The organism is Enterobacter sp. SORGH_AS_0287, from assembly GCF_031453695.1.
Lineage (GTDB): Bacteria > Pseudomonadota > Gammaproteobacteria > Enterobacterales > Enterobacteriaceae > Enterobacter > Enterobacter ludwigii.
Window position 1 is genome coordinate 1,203,089 of the sequence record NZ_JAVIZW010000001.1, and the last position, 17,664, is coordinate 1,220,752.

Annotated in this window: 15 protein-coding genes and 2 pseudogenes; 6 read left to right on the forward strand and 11 right to left on the reverse strand. The window is 52.6% G+C overall.

Annotation, left to right across the window (positions count from 1 at the left end; all coding sequences use genetic code 11):
• The first annotated feature begins 10 nt into the window (after positions 1 to 10).
• Together silA and QE396_RS05725 are read left to right on the forward strand one after the other, a co-directional pair.
• Positions 11 to 3,145 carry a Cu(+)/Ag(+) efflux RND transporter permease subunit SilA gene (gene silA / locus QE396_RS05720; protein WP_309952591.1) on the forward strand — a complete coding sequence of 1,045 codons (3,135 nt, stop codon included), beginning with the start codon at positions 11 to 13 and terminating at the stop codon, positions 3,143 to 3,145.
• A 221-nt stretch (positions 3,146 to 3,366) separates the two neighbouring features.
• Entirely contained in the window at positions 3,367 to 3,675 is a 309-nt protein-coding gene (locus QE396_RS05725; RefSeq protein WP_309950290.1) for a Silver-binding protein, read from the forward strand.
• Positions 3,676 to 3,831: 156 nt separating this feature from the next.
• Here QE396_RS05725 and QE396_RS05730 read toward each other — a convergent pair whose 3' ends face one another.
• From QE396_RS05730 to QE396_RS05745, 4 genes and pseudogenes are all read right to left on the reverse strand, one after another.
• Positions 3,832 to 5,034 carry a serine hydrolase domain-containing protein gene (locus QE396_RS05730; protein WP_309950292.1) on the reverse strand — a complete coding sequence of 401 codons (1,203 nt, stop codon included), beginning with the start codon at positions 5,032 to 5,034 and terminating at the stop codon, positions 3,832 to 3,834.
• Positions 5,035 to 5,111: 77 nt separating this feature from the next.
• Positions 5,112 to 5,843, reverse strand: a complete 732-nt coding sequence (locus QE396_RS05735) for an antibiotic biosynthesis monooxygenase (protein ID WP_309950296.1) — start codon at positions 5,841 to 5,843, stop codon at positions 5,112 to 5,114.
• Positions 5,844 to 5,872: 29 nt separating this feature from the next.
• Positions 5,873 to 6,892, reverse strand: coding sequence for an aldo/keto reductase (locus QE396_RS05740; protein ID WP_309950299.1), 1,020 nt, complete (start codon positions 6,890 to 6,892; stop codon positions 5,873 to 5,875).
• Between the two features lie 18 nt (positions 6,893 to 6,910).
• Positions 6,911 to 7,051: pseudogene (locus QE396_RS05745) on the reverse strand (flavodoxin family protein); the annotation flags it as partial.
• On the opposite strand from QE396_RS05745, the pseudogene QE396_RS05750 reads away from it, so the two are divergent.
• Positions 7,049 to 7,633 (forward strand): annotated as a pseudogene (locus tag QE396_RS05750) (LysR substrate-binding domain-containing protein); the annotation flags it as partial. The pseudogenes QE396_RS05745 and QE396_RS05750 overlap by 3 nt on opposite strands.
• 49 nt (positions 7,634 to 7,682) lie before the next feature.
• Here the strand turns inward: QE396_RS05750 and QE396_RS05755 are convergent.
• Both QE396_RS05755 and QE396_RS05760 read right to left on the reverse strand, forming a co-directional pair.
• Complete coding sequence (locus QE396_RS05755) at positions 7,683 to 8,144, reverse strand: hypothetical protein (protein WP_230074987.1); 462 nt, start codon at positions 8,142 to 8,144, stop codon at positions 7,683 to 7,685.
• Positions 8,145 to 8,559: 415 nt separating this feature from the next.
• Positions 8,560 to 10,179: a mechanosensitive ion channel domain-containing protein gene (locus QE396_RS05760; protein WP_309950307.1), complete on the reverse strand. Its 1,620-nt coding sequence runs from the start codon at positions 10,177 to 10,179 to the stop codon at positions 8,560 to 8,562.
• 226 nt (positions 10,180 to 10,405) lie between these two features.
• Here QE396_RS05760 and QE396_RS05765 point away from each other — a divergent pair, with 226 nt between their 5' ends.
• On the forward strand, positions 10,406 to 10,768 hold the full coding sequence (locus tag QE396_RS05765) for a DUF4406 domain-containing protein (RefSeq protein ID WP_020884136.1): 363 nt from the start codon (positions 10,406 to 10,408) through the stop codon (positions 10,766 to 10,768).
• A gap of 60 nt (positions 10,769 to 10,828) precedes the next feature.
• Here the strand turns inward: QE396_RS05765 and QE396_RS05770 are convergent, their stop codons facing one another.
• On the reverse strand, positions 10,829 to 11,602 hold the full coding sequence (locus QE396_RS05770; RefSeq protein WP_020884137.1) for a DeoR/GlpR family DNA-binding transcription regulator: 774 nt from the start codon (positions 11,600 to 11,602) through the stop codon (positions 10,829 to 10,831).
• Positions 11,603 to 11,688: 86 nt separating this feature from the next.
• Between QE396_RS05770 and QE396_RS05775 the strand changes: the two genes are divergently transcribed.
• Positions 11,689 to 12,273 carry an NUDIX domain-containing protein gene (locus QE396_RS05775; protein WP_309950310.1) on the forward strand — a complete coding sequence of 195 codons (585 nt, stop codon included), beginning with the start codon at positions 11,689 to 11,691 and terminating at the stop codon, positions 12,271 to 12,273.
• 82 nt (positions 12,274 to 12,355) lie between these two features.
• Positions 12,356 to 13,114, forward strand: a complete 759-nt coding sequence (gene tam / locus QE396_RS05780) for a trans-aconitate 2-methyltransferase (RefSeq protein ID WP_050736793.1) — start codon at positions 12,356 to 12,358, stop codon at positions 13,112 to 13,114.
• A gap of 6 nt (positions 13,115 to 13,120) precedes the next feature.
• On the opposite strand, the gene QE396_RS05785 is transcribed toward tam, so the two are convergent.
• The 4 genes from QE396_RS05785 to QE396_RS05800 all read right to left on the reverse strand — a co-directional run bounded on the left by QE396_RS05785 (position 13,121) and on the right by QE396_RS05800 (position 17,524).
• Complete coding sequence (locus tag QE396_RS05785; RefSeq protein WP_032678153.1) at positions 13,121 to 14,311, reverse strand: cytochrome c biogenesis protein/redoxin; 1,191 nt, start codon at positions 14,309 to 14,311, stop codon at positions 13,121 to 13,123.
• Positions 14,312 to 14,448: 137 nt separating this feature from the next.
• Positions 14,449 to 15,747, reverse strand: a complete 1,299-nt coding sequence (locus QE396_RS05790) for an ATP-binding protein (protein WP_025204192.1) — start codon at positions 15,745 to 15,747, stop codon at positions 14,449 to 14,451.
• Complete coding sequence (locus QE396_RS05795; protein WP_025204193.1) at positions 15,744 to 16,484, reverse strand: response regulator; 741 nt, start codon at positions 16,482 to 16,484, stop codon at positions 15,744 to 15,746. Before QE396_RS05795 ends, QE396_RS05790 begins: the two co-directional genes overlap by 4 nt.
• Positions 16,485 to 16,528: 44 nt before the next feature.
• A complete protein-coding gene (locus QE396_RS05800) occupies positions 16,529 to 17,524 on the reverse strand; it encodes an alpha/beta fold hydrolase (RefSeq protein ID WP_020884143.1) in 996 nt (331 codons plus the stop codon).
• Positions 17,525 to 17,664: the final 140 nt, after the last annotated feature.

A 17,664-nucleotide genomic window follows, 5' to 3' on the forward strand; every position in this document is an offset into this window, starting at 1 on the left:
GGAGACGATGATGATTGAATGGATTATCCGGCGCTCCGTCGCCAACCGTTTCCTGGTGATGATGGGCGCTTTGTTTCTCAGCGTCTGGGGAACATGGACTATCATCAATACCCCTGTGGATGCATTGCCCGATCTGTCTGATGTGCAGGTGATCATTAAAACCAGCTATCCCGGTCAGGCTCCGCAGATTGTTGAAAATCAGGTCACGTATCCGCTCACGACAACCATGCTGTCGGTACCCGGCGCAAAGACCGTGCGTGGTTTTTCCCAGTTTGGCGACTCCTATGTGTACGTCATTTTTGAAGACGGTACTGACCTGTACTGGGCCCGCTCGCGCGTTCTGGAATACCTGAACCAGGTTCAGGGCAAATTGCCTGCCGGTGTAAGCTCAGAAATAGGACCAGATGCCACCGGTGTCGGCTGGATATTTGAATATGCCCTGGTGGATCACAGTGGAAAACACGATCTTGCAGAACTGCGTTCCCTTCAGGACTGGTTCCTGAAATTCGAACTGAAAACCATCCCTAACGTCGCGGAGGTTGCGTCAGTAGGCGGTGTGGTTAAGCAGTATCAGATTCAGGTTAACCCGTTGAAGCTGGCGCAGTACGGTGTCACGCTGCCCGACGTTAAACAGGCTCTCGAATCATCTAACCAGGAAGCAGGGGGATCATCCATTGAAATGGCGGAAGCGGAGTACATGGTCCGCGCCAGCGGTTACCTTCAGTCCATTGATGATTTCAATAATATCGTCCTGAAAACGGGCGAGAACGGCGTGCCGGTTTATCTGCGCGATGTGGCCCGCGTGCAAACGGGCCCGGAAATGCGGCGCGGCATTGCAGAGCTTAACGGCCAGGGTGAAGTTGCTGGCGGCGTCGTGATCCTCCGCTCGGGGAAAAACGCACGTGAAGTCATTACCGCAGTAAAAGACAAGCTGGAGACGCTGAAAGCCAGCCTGCCAGAGGGTGTCGAGGTGGTGACTACCTACGATCGCAGCCAGTTAATTGACCGCGCCATTGATAACCTGAGTAACAAACTCCTTGAAGAGTTTATCGTGGTAGCCATCGTCTGTGCGCTGTTCCTCTGGCATATCCGCTCTGCGCTGGTGGCGATCGTTTCTCTGCCGCTTGGCCTGTGCATTGCCTTTATCGTCATGCATTTCCAGGGGCTAAACGCCAATATTATGTCTCTGGGCGGGATTGCCATTGCCGTGGGGGCGATGGTGGATGCCGCCATTGTGATGATTGAAAATGCGCATAAACGGCTGGAAGAGTGGGATCATCAACACCCAGGGGAGCAGATAGACAACGCAACCCGCTGGAAGGTCATTACCGATGCGTCCGTTGAAGTGGGCCCGGCGCTGTTTATCAGCCTGCTGATCATCACCTTGTCGTTCATCCCCATTTTCACGCTTGAGGGACAGGAAGGGCGCCTGTTTGGGCCGCTGGCCTTCACGAAGACGTATGCCATGGCGGGCGCGGCCGCGCTGGCAATCATCGTCATTCCTATACTGATGGGGTTCTGGATCAGAGGGAAAATCCCCGCGGAGACCAGCAACCCGCTGAACCGACTGCTGATTAATGCCTATCATCCGTTATTGCTTCGCGTGCTCCACTGGCCGAAAACGACCTTGCTGATTGCGGCGTTAACTATTTTTACGGTCATATGGCCGCTGAGTCAGGTCGGGGGGGAATTTCTGCCAAAGATCAATGAGGGCGATCTGCTGTACATGCCTTCAACGTTACCTGGCGTATCGCCGGCAGAGGCTGCCGCGCTCTTGCAGACGACAGACAAATTAATCAAAACCGTCCCTGAAGTGGCCTCCGTATTTGGTAAGACCGGTAAGGCTGAAACGGCGACCGACTCCGCGCCACTGGAAATGGTCGAAACCACCCTTCAGCTCAAACCAGAAGATCAGTGGCGACCAGGAATGACGATTGACAAGATCGTTGATGAGCTGGATAAGACCGTGCGTTTACCCGGCCTGGCTAACCTCTGGGTACCGCCGATCCGTAACCGTATAGATATGCTCTCCACCGGCATTAAAAGCCCAATCGGTATCAAGGTGTCTGGCACCGTTTTGTCTGATATTGATGCCACTGCACAACGTATCGAAGCGGTGGCTAAAACCGTGCCGGGCGTGGTTTCAGCACTGGCAGAACGTCTGGAAGGCGGACGCTACATCGATGTGGATATCAACCGGGAGAAAGCCTCCCGATACGGAATGACGGTGGGTGATGTGCAGCTGTTTGTCTCATCAGCCATCGGTGGCGCAACAACCGGCGAGACGGTTGAGGGCGTAGCCCGTTACCCGATCAATATCCGCTACCCTCAGGATTACCGAAACAGCCCACAGGCACTGAAACAGATGCCCATTCTGACGCCCATGAAACAGCAAATTACCCTGGGCGATGTCGCTGATATTCGTGTCGTTTCCGGACCTACCATGCTGAAAACGGAAAATGCCCGTCCTGCCAGCTGGATTTATATTGATGCTCGTGGCAGGGATATGGTGTCGGTTGTAAACGACATTAAAACCGCTATCAGCCAGCACGTAAAATTAAGACCGGGCACCAGTGTCTCTTTCTCCGGACAGTTTGAATTGCTGGAGCACGCCAATAAAAAACTGAAACTGATGGTGCCGATGACGGTAATGATCATATTCATTTTGTTATATCTGGCATTCCGCCGTGTTGATGAGGCACTGCTTATTCTGATGAGTCTGCCATTCGCCCTGGTCGGCGGAATTTGGTTCCTGTACTGGCAGGGCTTCCATATGTCCGTGGCGACCGGAACCGGCTTTATTGCCCTGGCCGGGGTGGCAGCAGAGTTTGGCGTGGTGATGCTGATGTATTTGCGTCATGCCATTGAAGCCCATCCGGCGCTAGCCCAGCGGGAAACCTTTACCGCGGAAGGTCTCGATGAAGCCCTTTATCAGGGGGCGGTACTCCGCGTGAGACCGAAAGCGATGACCGTAGCGGTTATCATTGCCGGTCTGTTGCCCATCCTCTGGGGAACCGGTGCGGGCTCAGAAGTCATGAGCCGGATAGCCGCGCCGATGATTGGAGGAATGATTACGGCTCCGCTGTTATCCCTGTTCATTATTCCGGCCGCCTACAAATTAATCTTGCTGCGAAGACATAAATAAACGCGCGACGATATTAAAAGGACACGCTGGAGTGTCCTTTTTTATGCGTATGGGGCAGGGCGTTATTCCCCGTATGGCCCAGTGACAGAAATGTCATCAGCCCGTCACGGGATAAACAGAGGTCGGTTTTTATAATCAATGATAATTCAGACGCCGATGCATTTATCTCTGACTTTTCATTCAGCGATATTGCAGAGCATGTAAACTTAGGAGATTCAACCATGAAAAAGATCCTGTTATCCATTGTCACCATTATGGCTCTCACCTCATCTGGCTGGGCAGCAGAAACGATCAACATGCACGACCAGGTTAATAACGCTCAGGCAACTGCGCATCAAACCATGGCTGAGATGCACAAGAAAATGCTCAAAGCTGGCCCCTGTAATACTCCCGAATCGGCAAAGTCTTTCTCTGCAATGAATGAGCATGAGAAGGCCGCCGTTGTGCATGAAACGGCGAACAATGGGCAGTCTTCTGTTATTCACCAGCAACAGGCAGAGAAACATCGCCGTATGAATCAGGCGAATTAACTGGCGCGTGGTGGATGTCACGGGTATACGCTCCTCGAGTGAGGGGCGTTTTCAGCATCTTTTAGAAGGTCGCAGTAAGAATGCAGCCACCGCTGAGCAGTATCATGCCGATACGGAGAAGCGCTGCAGTTGGTTTGCAGACATGACCAGGCGAGGTTACAGCGCGCGAGAATGTTCTTCTCTCTGGCTATCGTTCTTCGCCATATCCATTAATAGTGCGATACCAATATAGTTACTCCAGTTAAATGCATTTTGAAGCACGACTACCGCATTGCCTTTTTGTTTATCGAAACCGATAAAGCTTGAGTAGCCGCCAATATAGCCTACCTGATAAGTAATTTTTTCCAGACCGATAAAGTCGGTGGTCCAGGCAATACCCTGTACACCGTCGGCGCGTTGAATATCGGTATTACTGACTTCAGCAAAGACGCTATCCAATAAGCGATTGTCGGTTGTCGCCACGTGATAGCGGGCATACGCGGCCAGATCTTCGGCGTTACTGTATAAACTCGCTGCCGCTACCATGTTGTTGGAAAAATGCCAGTCGGGCGTCAGTTGCCCGCGTGGGATGAATTTGGGCTGATCGCCAGCATGGCCAAGCGCACGCTGCGGGTATCCCTTTAACGTCTGGGGAGTAAAACTACTGTTAGCCATTTGCAGCGGTTGAAAAATATAGCGCGAGGCTAAACTCTGAATATCTTCGCCGGTTTTGTGTTTCAGGATATAGCCAATCAGGGCATAGCCGGTATTAGAGTATTGCGGCATTTTATGCTGCGGTGCATGCCAGTTGGCTAAATAGCGCAATACGTTATCGCTATCCAGTTCGCCATAAAAGTTATCGCCACTGCTTAAATAGCTGATGAATTTTCCCAGCATCGGAACATCCATATTCTGACGGGGCAGGCCAGAGGTGTGGGTCACCAGTTCCAGTAGAGTAATTTTTTGTGCATCTGCGCTTAAGGGCGTACCCGGTGGCAGCAATGTCGCCAGGTTATCGTCCCAACTCAGCCTTCCTTCGTTCACCAGACAAGCCACCACTTCCGCCGTAATCCCTTTGCTGAGCGAACCGAGGGCAAACAAGGTATTGGACCCGATCGGGTAGCGATTGGCCGCATCGGTTACGCCCCAACTGTAAAACTGCGGAGAACCGTAATTATGGATCACCGCAACCGTCATCCCGGGAACGGATTTTTGCGCCATATAGTGACGGACCACGCTATCAACGTCGCCGTCCAGCGATTTATGGGTGAGGAGTTCCTGTGTTCCTGCCGGTGAGGACATTTGCGAGAGCGTGCCACAACCGCTGAGTGACGGGATAACAAGCAGAAGCCAGCGAAAATGTTGAGTTATGTTCTGCATACCTGTCATGTGTGGTGGTCATTAGAGCGCCCGGAATGTATCACACCTGGCCTGCGTAAACGCCATTTTTCTACGCTTTAGCCGCCAGGGGCGATTTCTGCGGTTATCCCGCCTTTATTACGCAGAAATAGTGGTTTGACAGGAATAGACGTTTTACGGGTACTCATGTGCGCCGTTTGCTTTAGATAATCCCTAAAGTGCGGCGTCTGTCTGTGGAGTTGATAATCTTCCTCACTGGCGTAAATCTCATAGAAATACCAGCGGTGGGGATCATCTACGTCTGTCGCGGCATACATGGCAAGCACGCCTTTTTCTATGTTGAGCGACTGAGCCATTCCAGGAAGGACAATGTTTTTGAATTCGGTCTGATATTCCGGCTTCACCTCGACTACCACCAGATTATTGATGGTCCGCTCATCGGGTATGATGTGTTTGTCCCCTGTAAATTGCGGCACCAGTATGATTTTCAGCTTCCGATCAATCATATCAGGTGCTTGAGTAACAAACGCTTTGTATGGAGAGGCATCCAGATGTTTGCGGTAGGCCAACTCGCTTGCATAAAGCTCAACCATATATGCCTGACGCGCATTGTCACTGCGTTTCAGCGCGTACATCGCCAGCGTGCCCACTTCATGATCAACCGAAGCGGTGATTGTTTGCCTGGCAACCTCATCAAAATGCCTGTCCCGATCGGGCGTGATGCTTATCTCAACGATATTCATCACGGGCGTATCCTGTATGCCCTGACTTTTTGCAAAGGCAGGGCTGCTTATTAGCAGGTAAGCTAAAAACATGAGACTCTTTTTCATGATGCTCCTTTTTCTAAACCAGAAACAGGCTACCGCGTCCAGACCTGCTTAACGTCTTTGGTATGCGGCGTATTTTGCGCCATAACCCCCGTCAGAAAGTGGGGCTGATAGCATTCTTCCAGATAGCGGATCGCCTCCGGGCTCAGCTGCAGACTCACGGCGTTTACCGCACCTTCGACATGACGTTTTTGCGTGGCACCGACAATAGGTGAGGTGACCCTGGTCAGTAGCCAGGCGAGAGATATTTCCGTCATGGATACCTGATACTGTTCGGCAAGCTCGGCAACGCGTTCGATAATGATCCGATCTTGTTCTGCCGTCCGGTCATACTTCCCGCGGGCGTAGTCATCCTCGACGGCTCGCCGCGTGTGGCCTTCTTTACGGGAGAGACGGCCGCTTGCCAGCGCACTATAGGGCGTCAACGCGATCCCATCCTCAGCGCATAAACCGAAGAGTTCACGTTCATCTTCACGCATAATCAGGTTGTAGTGACTCTGCATGGAAACAAAGGGCGTCAGCCCTTCGCGTTCTGCAAGCGCGTTCGCCTTAGCCAGCTGCCAGGCGTAGCAGTTTGAGATCCCTATAGCGCGCACCTTGCCGGCAGTAACGGCGGCATGCAGCGCTTCAAGCACCTCGAGAGCGGGCGTGTTGTAATCCCAGATGTGGTAAATGTAGAGATCTATGTAGTCCATACCCAGATTTTGCAGACTCAGATCCAGCGAGCGGGCTATTGCCTGTTTTCCGCTGATCCCCTCGGCAATTTGCGCGGGCGTCCGCGGCAAAAACTTTGTAGCCAGCACCACATCATCGCGCTTCGCCATGTCACGCAATGCCCGGCCAACAAACCGTTCACTCGAACCGTTCTGATAGGCGATGGCGGTATCGTAAAAATTGATGCCCTGTTCAAGGCCGTAGCGAATGATGTGCCGGCTTTCCGTTTCGTCCAGCGTCCAGCGATGCTGGCCTGTCAACGGATCGCCAAACCCCATGCATCCCATGCAGATGCGAGAGACAAGTAAGTCACTTTTACCGAGCCGGGTATACTGCATCGTTATTCTCCTTCCGAATTATTCACCAATAGCGTTAAGCAGATCGACCAGCCTTGTCGCGTGCTCCCGGGCAAGCGTTTTTTGCTGGGCGATTTTCTCGGCATCCCTGTCGGCGTAGCTGATACCGCAGGTATAAACCGGTGCCAGCATCTCAAGATGTTAATTCTCAAGCCTGCAATGGCTGCGTTCTGTCAGCAATACCCAAGGATTCAACTGGAAATTTCGGTCTTCGACGGTACCGTGAATATTATCGAGGAGCGTTTTGACCTGGGAATTCGTTTTGGCGATATTCTGGAGGGTGGGGTGGTAGCACGGCCGTTAATGAAACCGTTTCGTGAAGGGTTATACGCATCCTCTGCCTATCTCGCTGAACAGGGTATGCCTGAGGTGCCGGCAGATCTCAGTCATCACCGATTGATTGGTTACCGTTTTATCACTAACAACCGCATCCTTCCGTTGATCCTGAACGATCGCGGAGAACAATTAACCGTTGAGATGCCCGGACAGTTAATCAGCAACGATATTGATGTTATGGCAGACGGAATTCGTAACGGACTGGGAATTGGGCGCTTGTTCGAACCCATCTGGCGGTTACAGCCAGATCGGGAACAATTTGTACCTGTGATGGAGAGCTTCTGGAAAACCTATCCGCCAGTGTATCTCTATTACCCGAAAAACGCGGGGAAAACGAAAAGGGTGAAAGCCCTGATTGATTTTCTGATCTCCGCGACCGAGCGATAAGGTTGCGCAGGCACAGGGCGAAGTCCCGCCAGTAGTGGCGGGAATGTGTTTAACGCTGCATGTTATTGCGTGTCTGGCGAATTTGCTGGCGCCATGCGCGATTATGAAGGGTAAATAGCAGCATCTTATAGAAGGAAGGAGATCGTATACAGAAACCGCTGAGCAGCAACATGACAACACTCACCAGTGCGGCTGTTAAATTGACGCCTGGCCAGATGGTGCCGCTCAGAGCCGCAAGCAGATAAATGACCGTCAGCAGAAGGCTTATGAATGCCAGAGAAAGATGTACCCGCACGGCGCGAATGCTGCCTTTACCCATCATAAACATCGTCAGACCGTTGATGCCGGCGAACAGAAGGGCAATCAGCACTACCCACACAAATACCTTTTCTGCCGGCTGATTGAGTGCGGCGAGTACGCCGTAGCCCAACCATAGCTGCGGAATAGCAAAACTGACAATCACCCCGAGGGTGCTGATTACCGCAGGGATGCCCATAGTATGTAGTCCCACGGGCTTACCCATCTGCTGGGCCAACTGCGTTTTCAGTTCTTGCAACTGTGAAGCGTTGGCATTATTTATACGTACCGCTATGTCATTACAGTGTTGTAGACGACGGGATAGCTCTTTAAGCATTTGAATACTCTAGGCTTAACGCTTAATTCATGATTTCGATGATAGCAGTGTTAAAACGTTGAGCCAATATCCTGTGGTCAGCCAGAATGGACTGGAATTAGAAAAGGGCAGGATTACGTAATGAGTGTTGCCCATGAATGGATCATAATAGTCAATTTAACATAATATACATTATGCGCACTAACATAGATTAAGGCAGAATCTGGCTTTTTGTGGTCATCCTTGTTCTGGTGTTTGACAGCCTCAAATGCACCTTGTCTGCTCCGAATCCTCCAAACCTGCATAGCCATCTTCACTCACGCTGTTTATTCTCTGGCGTCTCTGCCGGCGCTGCATACCAGTTATCTTCCGTCACGACGACCGCGCCTTCTGGTTGCATCACAAAGTTTGGCGACATGATTTGTACATTAAACTCGTTAAAGACATCCTGAATATTGCTGTGCAGTTCATTGCGTGCCTCCGCCAGTGATTGCCCGGCACGCAGCTTCACCTGAAGTTCATAAGCAATATACCAGTCCATCAAACTCAATTGTCTTACCAGCGGCTGTTGTGACTGATCGATACATTTCGCCCATCTGGCGGCAATCTCCAGCATGGCATGAACTTGCCGCCATGGCGTGTCGTATCCGATAGTGACACCTGTCGTCAGGTTCACGCCACCATCTGGATTTTGCGCGCTGAGATTAGTGATTTTGCCGCTGACTACGACAGCATTCGGTACGGTTACAACGTAATTCTCCCGCGTAATGATTTTCGTCGCGAGCATACCTATCTCGGTGACCAACCCTTCGTTATCCGCGACCCGAATGATGTCGCCTTTTCTCAAGGCTCGCGAGTAAATCAGTACCAGGCCACTCATGGCATGGTTCATCACCCCGGCAGATCCCAGGGTCAACATTAACCCAAAGAATACACTGATACCTTTAAAGGCCAGTGAATTGGCCCCGGGTAAAAACGGGTATGCCGCGGACAGAGCAAATAACCACACCATCACAGAAATTAACTTCCGCGTCGCGCCGACGGTTTCAGGATGGATCCCGGGAAGGTGTAAACGCCCTGCTTCTACCTGATTTAACAAGACTTTAAGGAGTTTTAGAATGAAGGCTGTGATAAGAAAAATAATCAGGACGATTAAAATGCCCGGCATAGCCGAGACAATGGACAGTGCGATATCCCGCAGAACACGCATGGTCCAGTCACCCAGCGATGCCCCCCAAACGCGCGTCCAGGGAAACAGACTGAATGACCAACTTAGCCAGATATAAAGACCGAGAATACCCAGAATAATCATCAGCAAAGCATACAAACGAGTCTCAATCGCGCCGACAAACCTGCGCCAGCGTTGTGGAATGATACTGCGGTTCTCAAGAATGCGGCCTCGATAAAAACGCCTTACTCCACGCCATGACCGCCAGGCACCGTACCAGAAAACAAACAGTGCCAGCAGCCCTGCGGCCGTTTTGCCTGCCGATAATGCCAACCACCCGGCGTCATATTGATCGCGAAGCGCCGTACGTTGTGCCTCCATTCGGGTCAGCACACGTTGAGCAGCTTCATCAAGCGTCAGGTCGTCACCCTCATCGAGATCGGCTTGTGCCAGTAACATCACCGGCTTGCCGTTCATCACAATCAGTCTTCCCGGTTGGTTGTAACGGGTAACCGGAATAATTTTCAGGGGCTCCCGAACATCCTGTTGAGAGAAATTGCGCAGCGTATTACGAATGCGCAAAACTCGCTCTTCAGGCGTGGTCAGACCGAATTTTGCCTGCAGCATAACTATCGGCTGATGGAAAATATAAACCGTTCTGGCGCGCTCCCGATCTGTCGGCTCCTGGCGCGGCTCTGCGGCTACGCTGAGAAAGGAGATTACCGAGAGCAAGCATGACAATGTAACGAGCAGGATCCTCTTCATTTCCACCCCCTGAAACGCAAGATTATTGTTATTTTTCAATACGCCCAGAGAATGGCTGATCTCTGCTTTTTGAGCATAGACCAGCTCTACTCTTCTGCAACTGTCTTAAAAAAACCATAATGCACAATATTGCTTGAAATTGCACGAAACTGGCGATTAATATGAAGCCAGAAACAAAAGGCGCACAAACGTGCAAACTCATGCATTTTTACTTACTGAGGTTGATATGACACAACAGTTGATTTTAATCGCCGGCCCCTATCGTAGCGGCACCGATGGCGTGCAGGCGCGCATTGATGAAAACCTTGCTCGTCTTGAAAATGCGGCGTTAGCCGTCTATCAACGTGGCCACGTTCCGGTTATTGGCGAATGGCTGGCCTTACCGTTGGCAAAAGCGGCTGGCTCGAAATCGATGGGTGATGAAATCAGTGAAGCAATGCTGTATCCCGTCGCGCACCGACTCATTGCGAAATGTGATGCTATCTACCGGATTGCCGGCGCGTCCAAAGGGGCCGATATGGACATTGAGGTGGCGCAAACGCTGGGGCTTAAGATTTACACTGCGCTTGAGGATATCCCTCAGGTTTGATGTTGCCTGCCAGCCTGTCGGCTTACCGACAGGCCGGATCATAAAGGCTTTTCGCGTGGGTTATGCCTTTTCCGGTTCAGAGGTCATCACCACGGAAACCCCCTTTTCTTTTACCGCGTTAATCCAGGCGCTATCGGTATCGTCTTCAACGACAATCGTGTTCACCAGCGACAGATCGCCAATCACAAAAGATGACGCGGTATTGATTTTTTCGGGGGAAGCCAGCACAACCGTTTCGGCGGCTCTGCCGGAAAATGCACGTTTGATACTCGCCTCTTCAAAATCACCGGTCGTCAGGCCCGCATCAGGATGGATGCCAGTTACTCCCATAAAGAACAGGTCCGCATGGATTTTTTCGATGCCTTCGATAGCAGCCGCGCCGACCGCAACAATAGAGTGTTTATACAGACGGCCACCGATCAGGATAACCTCAATGGAGGGATGTTCGACAAGTCCCAGCGCAATGCCAGGGCTGTGCGTGACCACGGTTATCTTCAAATCAGGAGGCAGAAACGTAATCAGCTCTGACGTGGTCGTGCCGCCGTCAATGATCACCACCTGGCCGTCAGAAATCAGCTGCGCACCTTTACGGGCGACATTTTTCTTGGCATCCATCTTTACCGATTTACGCTCAGCAAACGGGGCAATGGCCGAGGATGACGGCAGCGCCCCGCCGTGAACACGCTGTAAACGCCCTTCTGCCGCCAGCTCGCGTAAATCACGCCGAATGGTATCTTCAGACACCGCGAAAAGCGTGCTGAGCGCTTTCGACTGGACCTGACCTTCAGCCTCGAGCTTTTCAAGGATCAATTGTTTTCGCTGCGTTGTGAGCATAAAGAATTCCTGATATTGCACGTTTAATCTTGAAACTGCACGATGATGCTGTTTATGATAATTACTCTACGTAAGGAGGAACAAACGTGCAACCAAAACGTGCAGATGTACGCATCATAGAAAGTGAAACACTGTCTGATAACTGGTACATCCTGAAAAAATTTACCTTTGATCTGCAGCGACGCGATGGCGAATGGCAGCGGCAAAATCGCGAAGTTTACGACCGGGGAAACGGAGCCACCATCCTGCTTTATAACCGGGATAAAAAGACGGTGATCCTGACCCGCCAGTTCCGTTTCCCTGTCTTTATTAACGGGCACGAAGATGACCTTATTGAAGCTGCTGCGGGCTTGCTCGATAACATGGATCCGGAAAGCCGGATTAAAGCAGAAGCGGAAGAAGAGACCGGCTATAGCGTTTCCCGCGTTGAGAAAATTTTTGAAGCTTACATGAGCCCGGGCTCCGTCACTGAAAAACTCTATTTTTATCTCGCCGAATACCAGCCGAAAGACAGAACCAGTGAAGGCGGTGGACTCAAAGCGGAGGGTGAGGATATCGACGTACTGGAAATGACGCTGGAAGAGGCACTGCGCGGCATTGAAACGGGCAGGATTGTCGACGGGAAAACCATCATGCTGCTTTATCATGTTGCCCTGAAAGGCATTCTGTAATTGCCGCAGGACAGACACCTGCCGCAGTGCAGGTGTCTGCGTGTGCTATTCTTGCTGAAGCATGCACAACGGAGATGCAAAGATGGCCGACTGGAACCCTTCCCTGTACCTGCGATACGGAGCCGAACGTACGCGCCCCGCCGCTGAATTGCTCGCCAGAATTCCCCTGGATGACGTGTCATCCATCGTCGATCTGGGCTGCGGGCCTGGAAACAGTACGGCGCTGTTAAAACATCGCTGGCCTTCAGCGCACATCACAGGGGTCGATAACTCACCTGCGATGCTCGACGAAGCCCGCAGCGCCTTACCGGATTGCCACTTTGTTGAGGCCGACATCCGCCAGTTTAAGCCCGGCCAGCCGCTGAGCCTGATTTACGCCAATGCCTCGTTGCAGTGGGTGCCCGACCACTACGATCTTCTGCCGCACCTGGTCTCTCTGCTCACGTTAAATGGCGTACTGGCCATTCAGATGCCTGACAACTGGCTTGAGCCCACTCATGTGGCGATGCGTGAAGTTGCCTGGGAACAAGGCTATCCCGATCGGGGTCGTGAAGCCTTGCCCGGCGTGCATGCCTATTACGACATTTTGACAGACGCCGGTTGTGATGTGGATATCTGGCGGACAACCTATTTCCATAAAATGAGCTCACACCAGGCCATCATTGACTGGGTAAGCGCGACCGGTTTACGTCCGTGGCTGCAGGAGCTTAATGAGAGCGAGCAGAAACGTTTTCTCAAGCGCTACCATGAAATGCTGGAAGAGCAGTATCCGCTCCAGGAAAACGGGCAGATACTGCTGGCTTTTCCACGGTTGTTTATCATTGCTCAACGTCAGCCCTGAGCAACGTTATGAGCGGGCCTCTTTAAGCAGTTGCTGGATAACTTTTTCCTGTTCTTCATAGTTACCTTCGCCAAAAGAGGTATAACGTAACTGCCCTTTGGCATCGAAATAGTAATGTGCCGGCCAGTACTGGTTCCCGAAGGCGTTCCAGATCTGGTAGTTATTATCCGTCACGACCCGATACGGCAGTTGCCATTTGTTCACCGCGTTTTTCACCGACGAGAGCGGTTTTTCCCACGGATATTCAGGCGTATGCACGCCAATGACCACCAGACCCTGGGACTGATATCGCGTGGCCCAGTCGCGGACATGCGGGAGCGTATGCTGGCAGTTGATACAGTCCCAGGTCCAGAAATCAATCAGGACGACTTTACCCCGCAATGATTCAGACGTGACAGGGTCACCATTAATCCACCCGGTTCCGCCACTTAACGAAGGCAACTGACTGCTGGGTTCGGTCATGACGACCGGCTGCAGTTTTACTGGCGCAGTGGCGGGCTTCGCCAGGGTCAATAGCGTGGTTTCAAGACGGTCTGCCACCCCATTTGCACCTTTCAGCACCGAGTTCATCCCCGTGGCGTTGAACGCCACAGCCGCTAACATCACCACGCCCGCCCCCTTGCGCAACCTTTCCATCAGCGCTGATTTGGCCCGCAGCGGTGTCATCAGTTTCCGACCGCCGGCCATAAGCAGGCCCAACATAAGCGCACATCCGCTGCCATACGCCGCCAACAGCGCGCCGGTGGTGATGGCCGAATGACCCGCAATATTGATACTGAAAATAGCCCCAAGGATCGGTCCGGCACAGGGAGACCAGAGCAGACCGACGGCAAGTCCGGCCAGGAAAGCGGAAAACATTCCGCGCGTTTGTCCGCTGCGGGTGTTGAGGATATTGCCCGCGCTGACCGCGGGCCCGGCTATACGCTGGGCGAAGGACGGGAAAATCAAGGCCAGCGCGGCTGTAGCCAGAATAATGAGTGCCAGCCAGCGCCCTATTATCGTGGCATCCGTGATCCATTCGCTGGCAACCGTGACAACCATCGCCACCACGGTAAACATCACGATCATCCCTGCCAGCAGAGCCAGGATATGTCTTCGCTGCCCCTGAAAACCGGCAAACAGAAGAGGTATCACCGGGAGCGTACATGGACTGAGCAGGCTTATCATCCCGCCCAGAAACGCGATTATCAAAAACATAAAAACCTCACATTACAGATGGCCTGCGACGCTGCAGTGAGGGTATTTCATCGTACGGATGTGTTTGGGATGTGTGCAAAAGGGGACGATTTGTCTGCTCTCGTATCGGTCACGCAACCGGATACAAAACCGTACAATCAGCGACGCGGCAGCGTTACCGTGACCTTCAGCCCGCCTTCAGGAAGGTTTGCCAGCCGCAGTTTCCCGTCAAGCTGCGCGGTCAGCTGTGCGGCAATCGCCAGCCCCAGGCCGGTTCCGCCGGTATCACGGTTACGCGATGTTTCTACCCGATAAAAAGGCTGTAATACCGCGTCGAGTTCAGCCTCGGGTATCCCCGGCCCGCCGTCCAGAATATGGATAGCAATGTGTCCGGCAGAAGAATCATCAATCTCAATAACGGCATAGCCACCAAACTTAAGCGCGTTATCCAGGAGGTTGGTCATCACCCGGCGAAGCGCCTGCGGCCGAGTCACTATCGGCAGGCGGGCGTCGTTTGCCTGAAACTGCACGTTTTTACCAATGTCCTGATAATCACAGGCAATACTGTTTACCCAGGCATTGAGCTCCAGCTTTAGCGAGGTCTCTTCCAGGGATTCTGATGACCGGGCATAGGCAATCCCCTCCCGCACCAGACGGGTCATGTTATCGAGGTCGTTCAATAACTTGTCGCGTAACTCGGGTTGATCGGCCATCTCGACGCGCAATTTCATGCGCGTGATGGGCGTCTGCAGGTCGTGAGAAATGGATGCCAGGATCTGCGCGCGTTCGCGAAGATAGGATTGAATGCGCGCCTGCATCGCGTTAAAGGCATGCGCGGCTCTTTGCACTTCTACCGGCCCCTTCTCCGTCATTGGTGTGTTTGCCGCCGGGTCCAGCGCGTCAACTGCACGGGTAAACTGAGAAAAAGGCCGAATCACCTGACGCACGGCGATCCAGGCACAGGCCGCAAGCAGCAGCAGCTGCAATACCAGCACAACAGGTAACCAGCTGGCGACCGGCGGCATGCGTGGCGTCAGATCGATGGTCAACGGTGCGCCATCACGTAAGGTGAGATGCGCCTGAATATGGGAAATGGGACCGGGAACGGCGGTAAACGTGAGCGGGTAGTCAGCCGTAAGGGTCTCTTTTAGCGTTCGAATGGCATCGCGTGAACGCTTATCCTCAGGCGGTGCGCCCGGTTCTCCAGGCCCAAGAATATAGCGATAGTTACCGCGCTCCAGCCGCGGCAGCCAGGCCGCCCGCTCCTGAGCGGGAAGCCGGTCAAGAATGGCCACGCTAGTGGCTACATCGTTTTCCAGATTACCCAGCATTACGGTGCGGGCGCTGTGCATGCGTTCAACCATCACCAGCGTCAGGCTGAGGGTATTTGCCAGTAAGAGTCCAGCCAGCACGATGACCAACAGCCGGGACAGCAACGAGCGTGGCCAAAGCGTCATTCATTGGCCTCTTTTATGGTCACCGGCATTGTAAAGACATAACCTTCACTGCGCACAGTCTTGATATAGGCCGGCGTGCGGGCGTCTTCATTCAGACGCTGACGCACCCGGCTCACCAGCAGATCAATCGATCGTTCAAAAAGCTCGGCATCGCGCCCCTGGGTCAGATTTAGCAGTTGATCCCGGGTCAGGACGCGCTGAGGGTGATCGAGGAACACGCGCAGCAGACGATATTCCGCTCCGCTGAGCGCCACTACCATCCCTTCACTGTCGATTAAATGACGGGCCACGGTGTCCAGTTGCCATTCTCCGAACGTGACCAGTCGCCCGGCTTCCGTCACCTGTAAATTGGGGGGCATTGTGCGGAAACGACGTAAAATGGCTTTGATCCGCGCGAGTAACTCGCGTGCAACAAAAGGCTTCACGACATAATCGTCTGCCCCCATCTCCAGCCCCAGGATCCGGTCTGTTTCCTCGTTACGCGCCGTGAGCATCAGAATAGGCAAGTCTTTATGTTTACCGCTTCGGAGCTGACGACACAGCGTTAATCCGTCATCGCCGGGCATCATGACATCCAGCACCACAAGATCGATATGCTGTTTATCAAGCACAACTCGCATCTCTTTGCCATTTGCCGCGCCAGAGGCGCGATATCCGGACTTAACGAGGTAATCGACAATCAGCTCACGAATATCCCTGTCGTCATCGACGACAAGGATATGATCAATATGCTCCACAGAAATCTCCAGACTGAAGGATAACGTATTGAAAATAGCACATTTCAGAGTTTATCTGCGTCCACAACTGCGTTGACGAAATCCTGCGGATCTTCCTGCGGAGGATTGTGACCTACGGTTTTGCCAAAGGTACGGTGTTCATACTTACCGGTGAATTTCCCGGCGTAGGCCTGTGGAGCAGGATGTGGCGCCCCGTTGTTTCCGCCTTCAATGGTGATCGTCGGGACGGTAATATTCGGAAGCGTTGCCAGTTTTTGCTCATAACTGTCGTATTTGCGCTCCCCTTTTTCCAGTCCTAAACGCCAGCGATAGTTACTGAGCGTCACCGCGACATGGTCCGGGTTATCAAGGGATTTGGCACTGGCGTTAAACGTTGCATCGCTAAATTTCCAGTCAGGTGATGCCTGTGACCAGATCAGACGGGCGAAGTCATGGGTGTTTTTGGCGTAGCCTTCAGCACCACGTTCGGTGGCGAAATAGAACTGATACCACCACTGAACTTCTGCTTTCGGCGGTAAGGGTTGTTTGCCAATCTGCTGGCTGCTGATCAGGTATCCACTGACGGAGACCAGCGATTTAACGCGTTCTGGCCACAGCGCCGCGACGATGTCCGCCGTACGGGCACCCCAGTCGTATCCTGCAAAAACGGCCTGCTTGATGTTCAGGGCATCCATCAGGTTCACAATGTCTTTCGCCATGGCCGAAGGCTGGCCGTTACGCGGCGTTTTGTCTGAGAGGAAACGGGTAGTTCCGTAGCCACGCAGAGAAGGCACAATCACCCGATATCCTTTGGCAGCCAGCGCGGGAGCAACTTGCGCATAACTATGAATATCGTAGGGCCAGCCGTGTAATAAAATGATCGGTTGACCATTTTTCGGGCCGATGTCGACATAACCGACGTTAAGATCGCCGGCGTTAATCTGCTGAGGATGATCAAACGCCGTCGCGAAATCAGTACCGGTTGCTTCGGCCTGACAGGACATGACGGTACCAAGAGAAACGGTTAATGCGAGAGTTGAGTATGCGAGTTTGCTGAACATGTTGTTATCTCCGATTGAGTACGATTCACGGGGATATAACAACATCGGTTTGTATAGCGGATATGTGCGAATGGGCCTTTATTGCAAGCCTGTGTATGTATCAGAGGCGTTGATACAATGTGATACAAACACAGGTCATT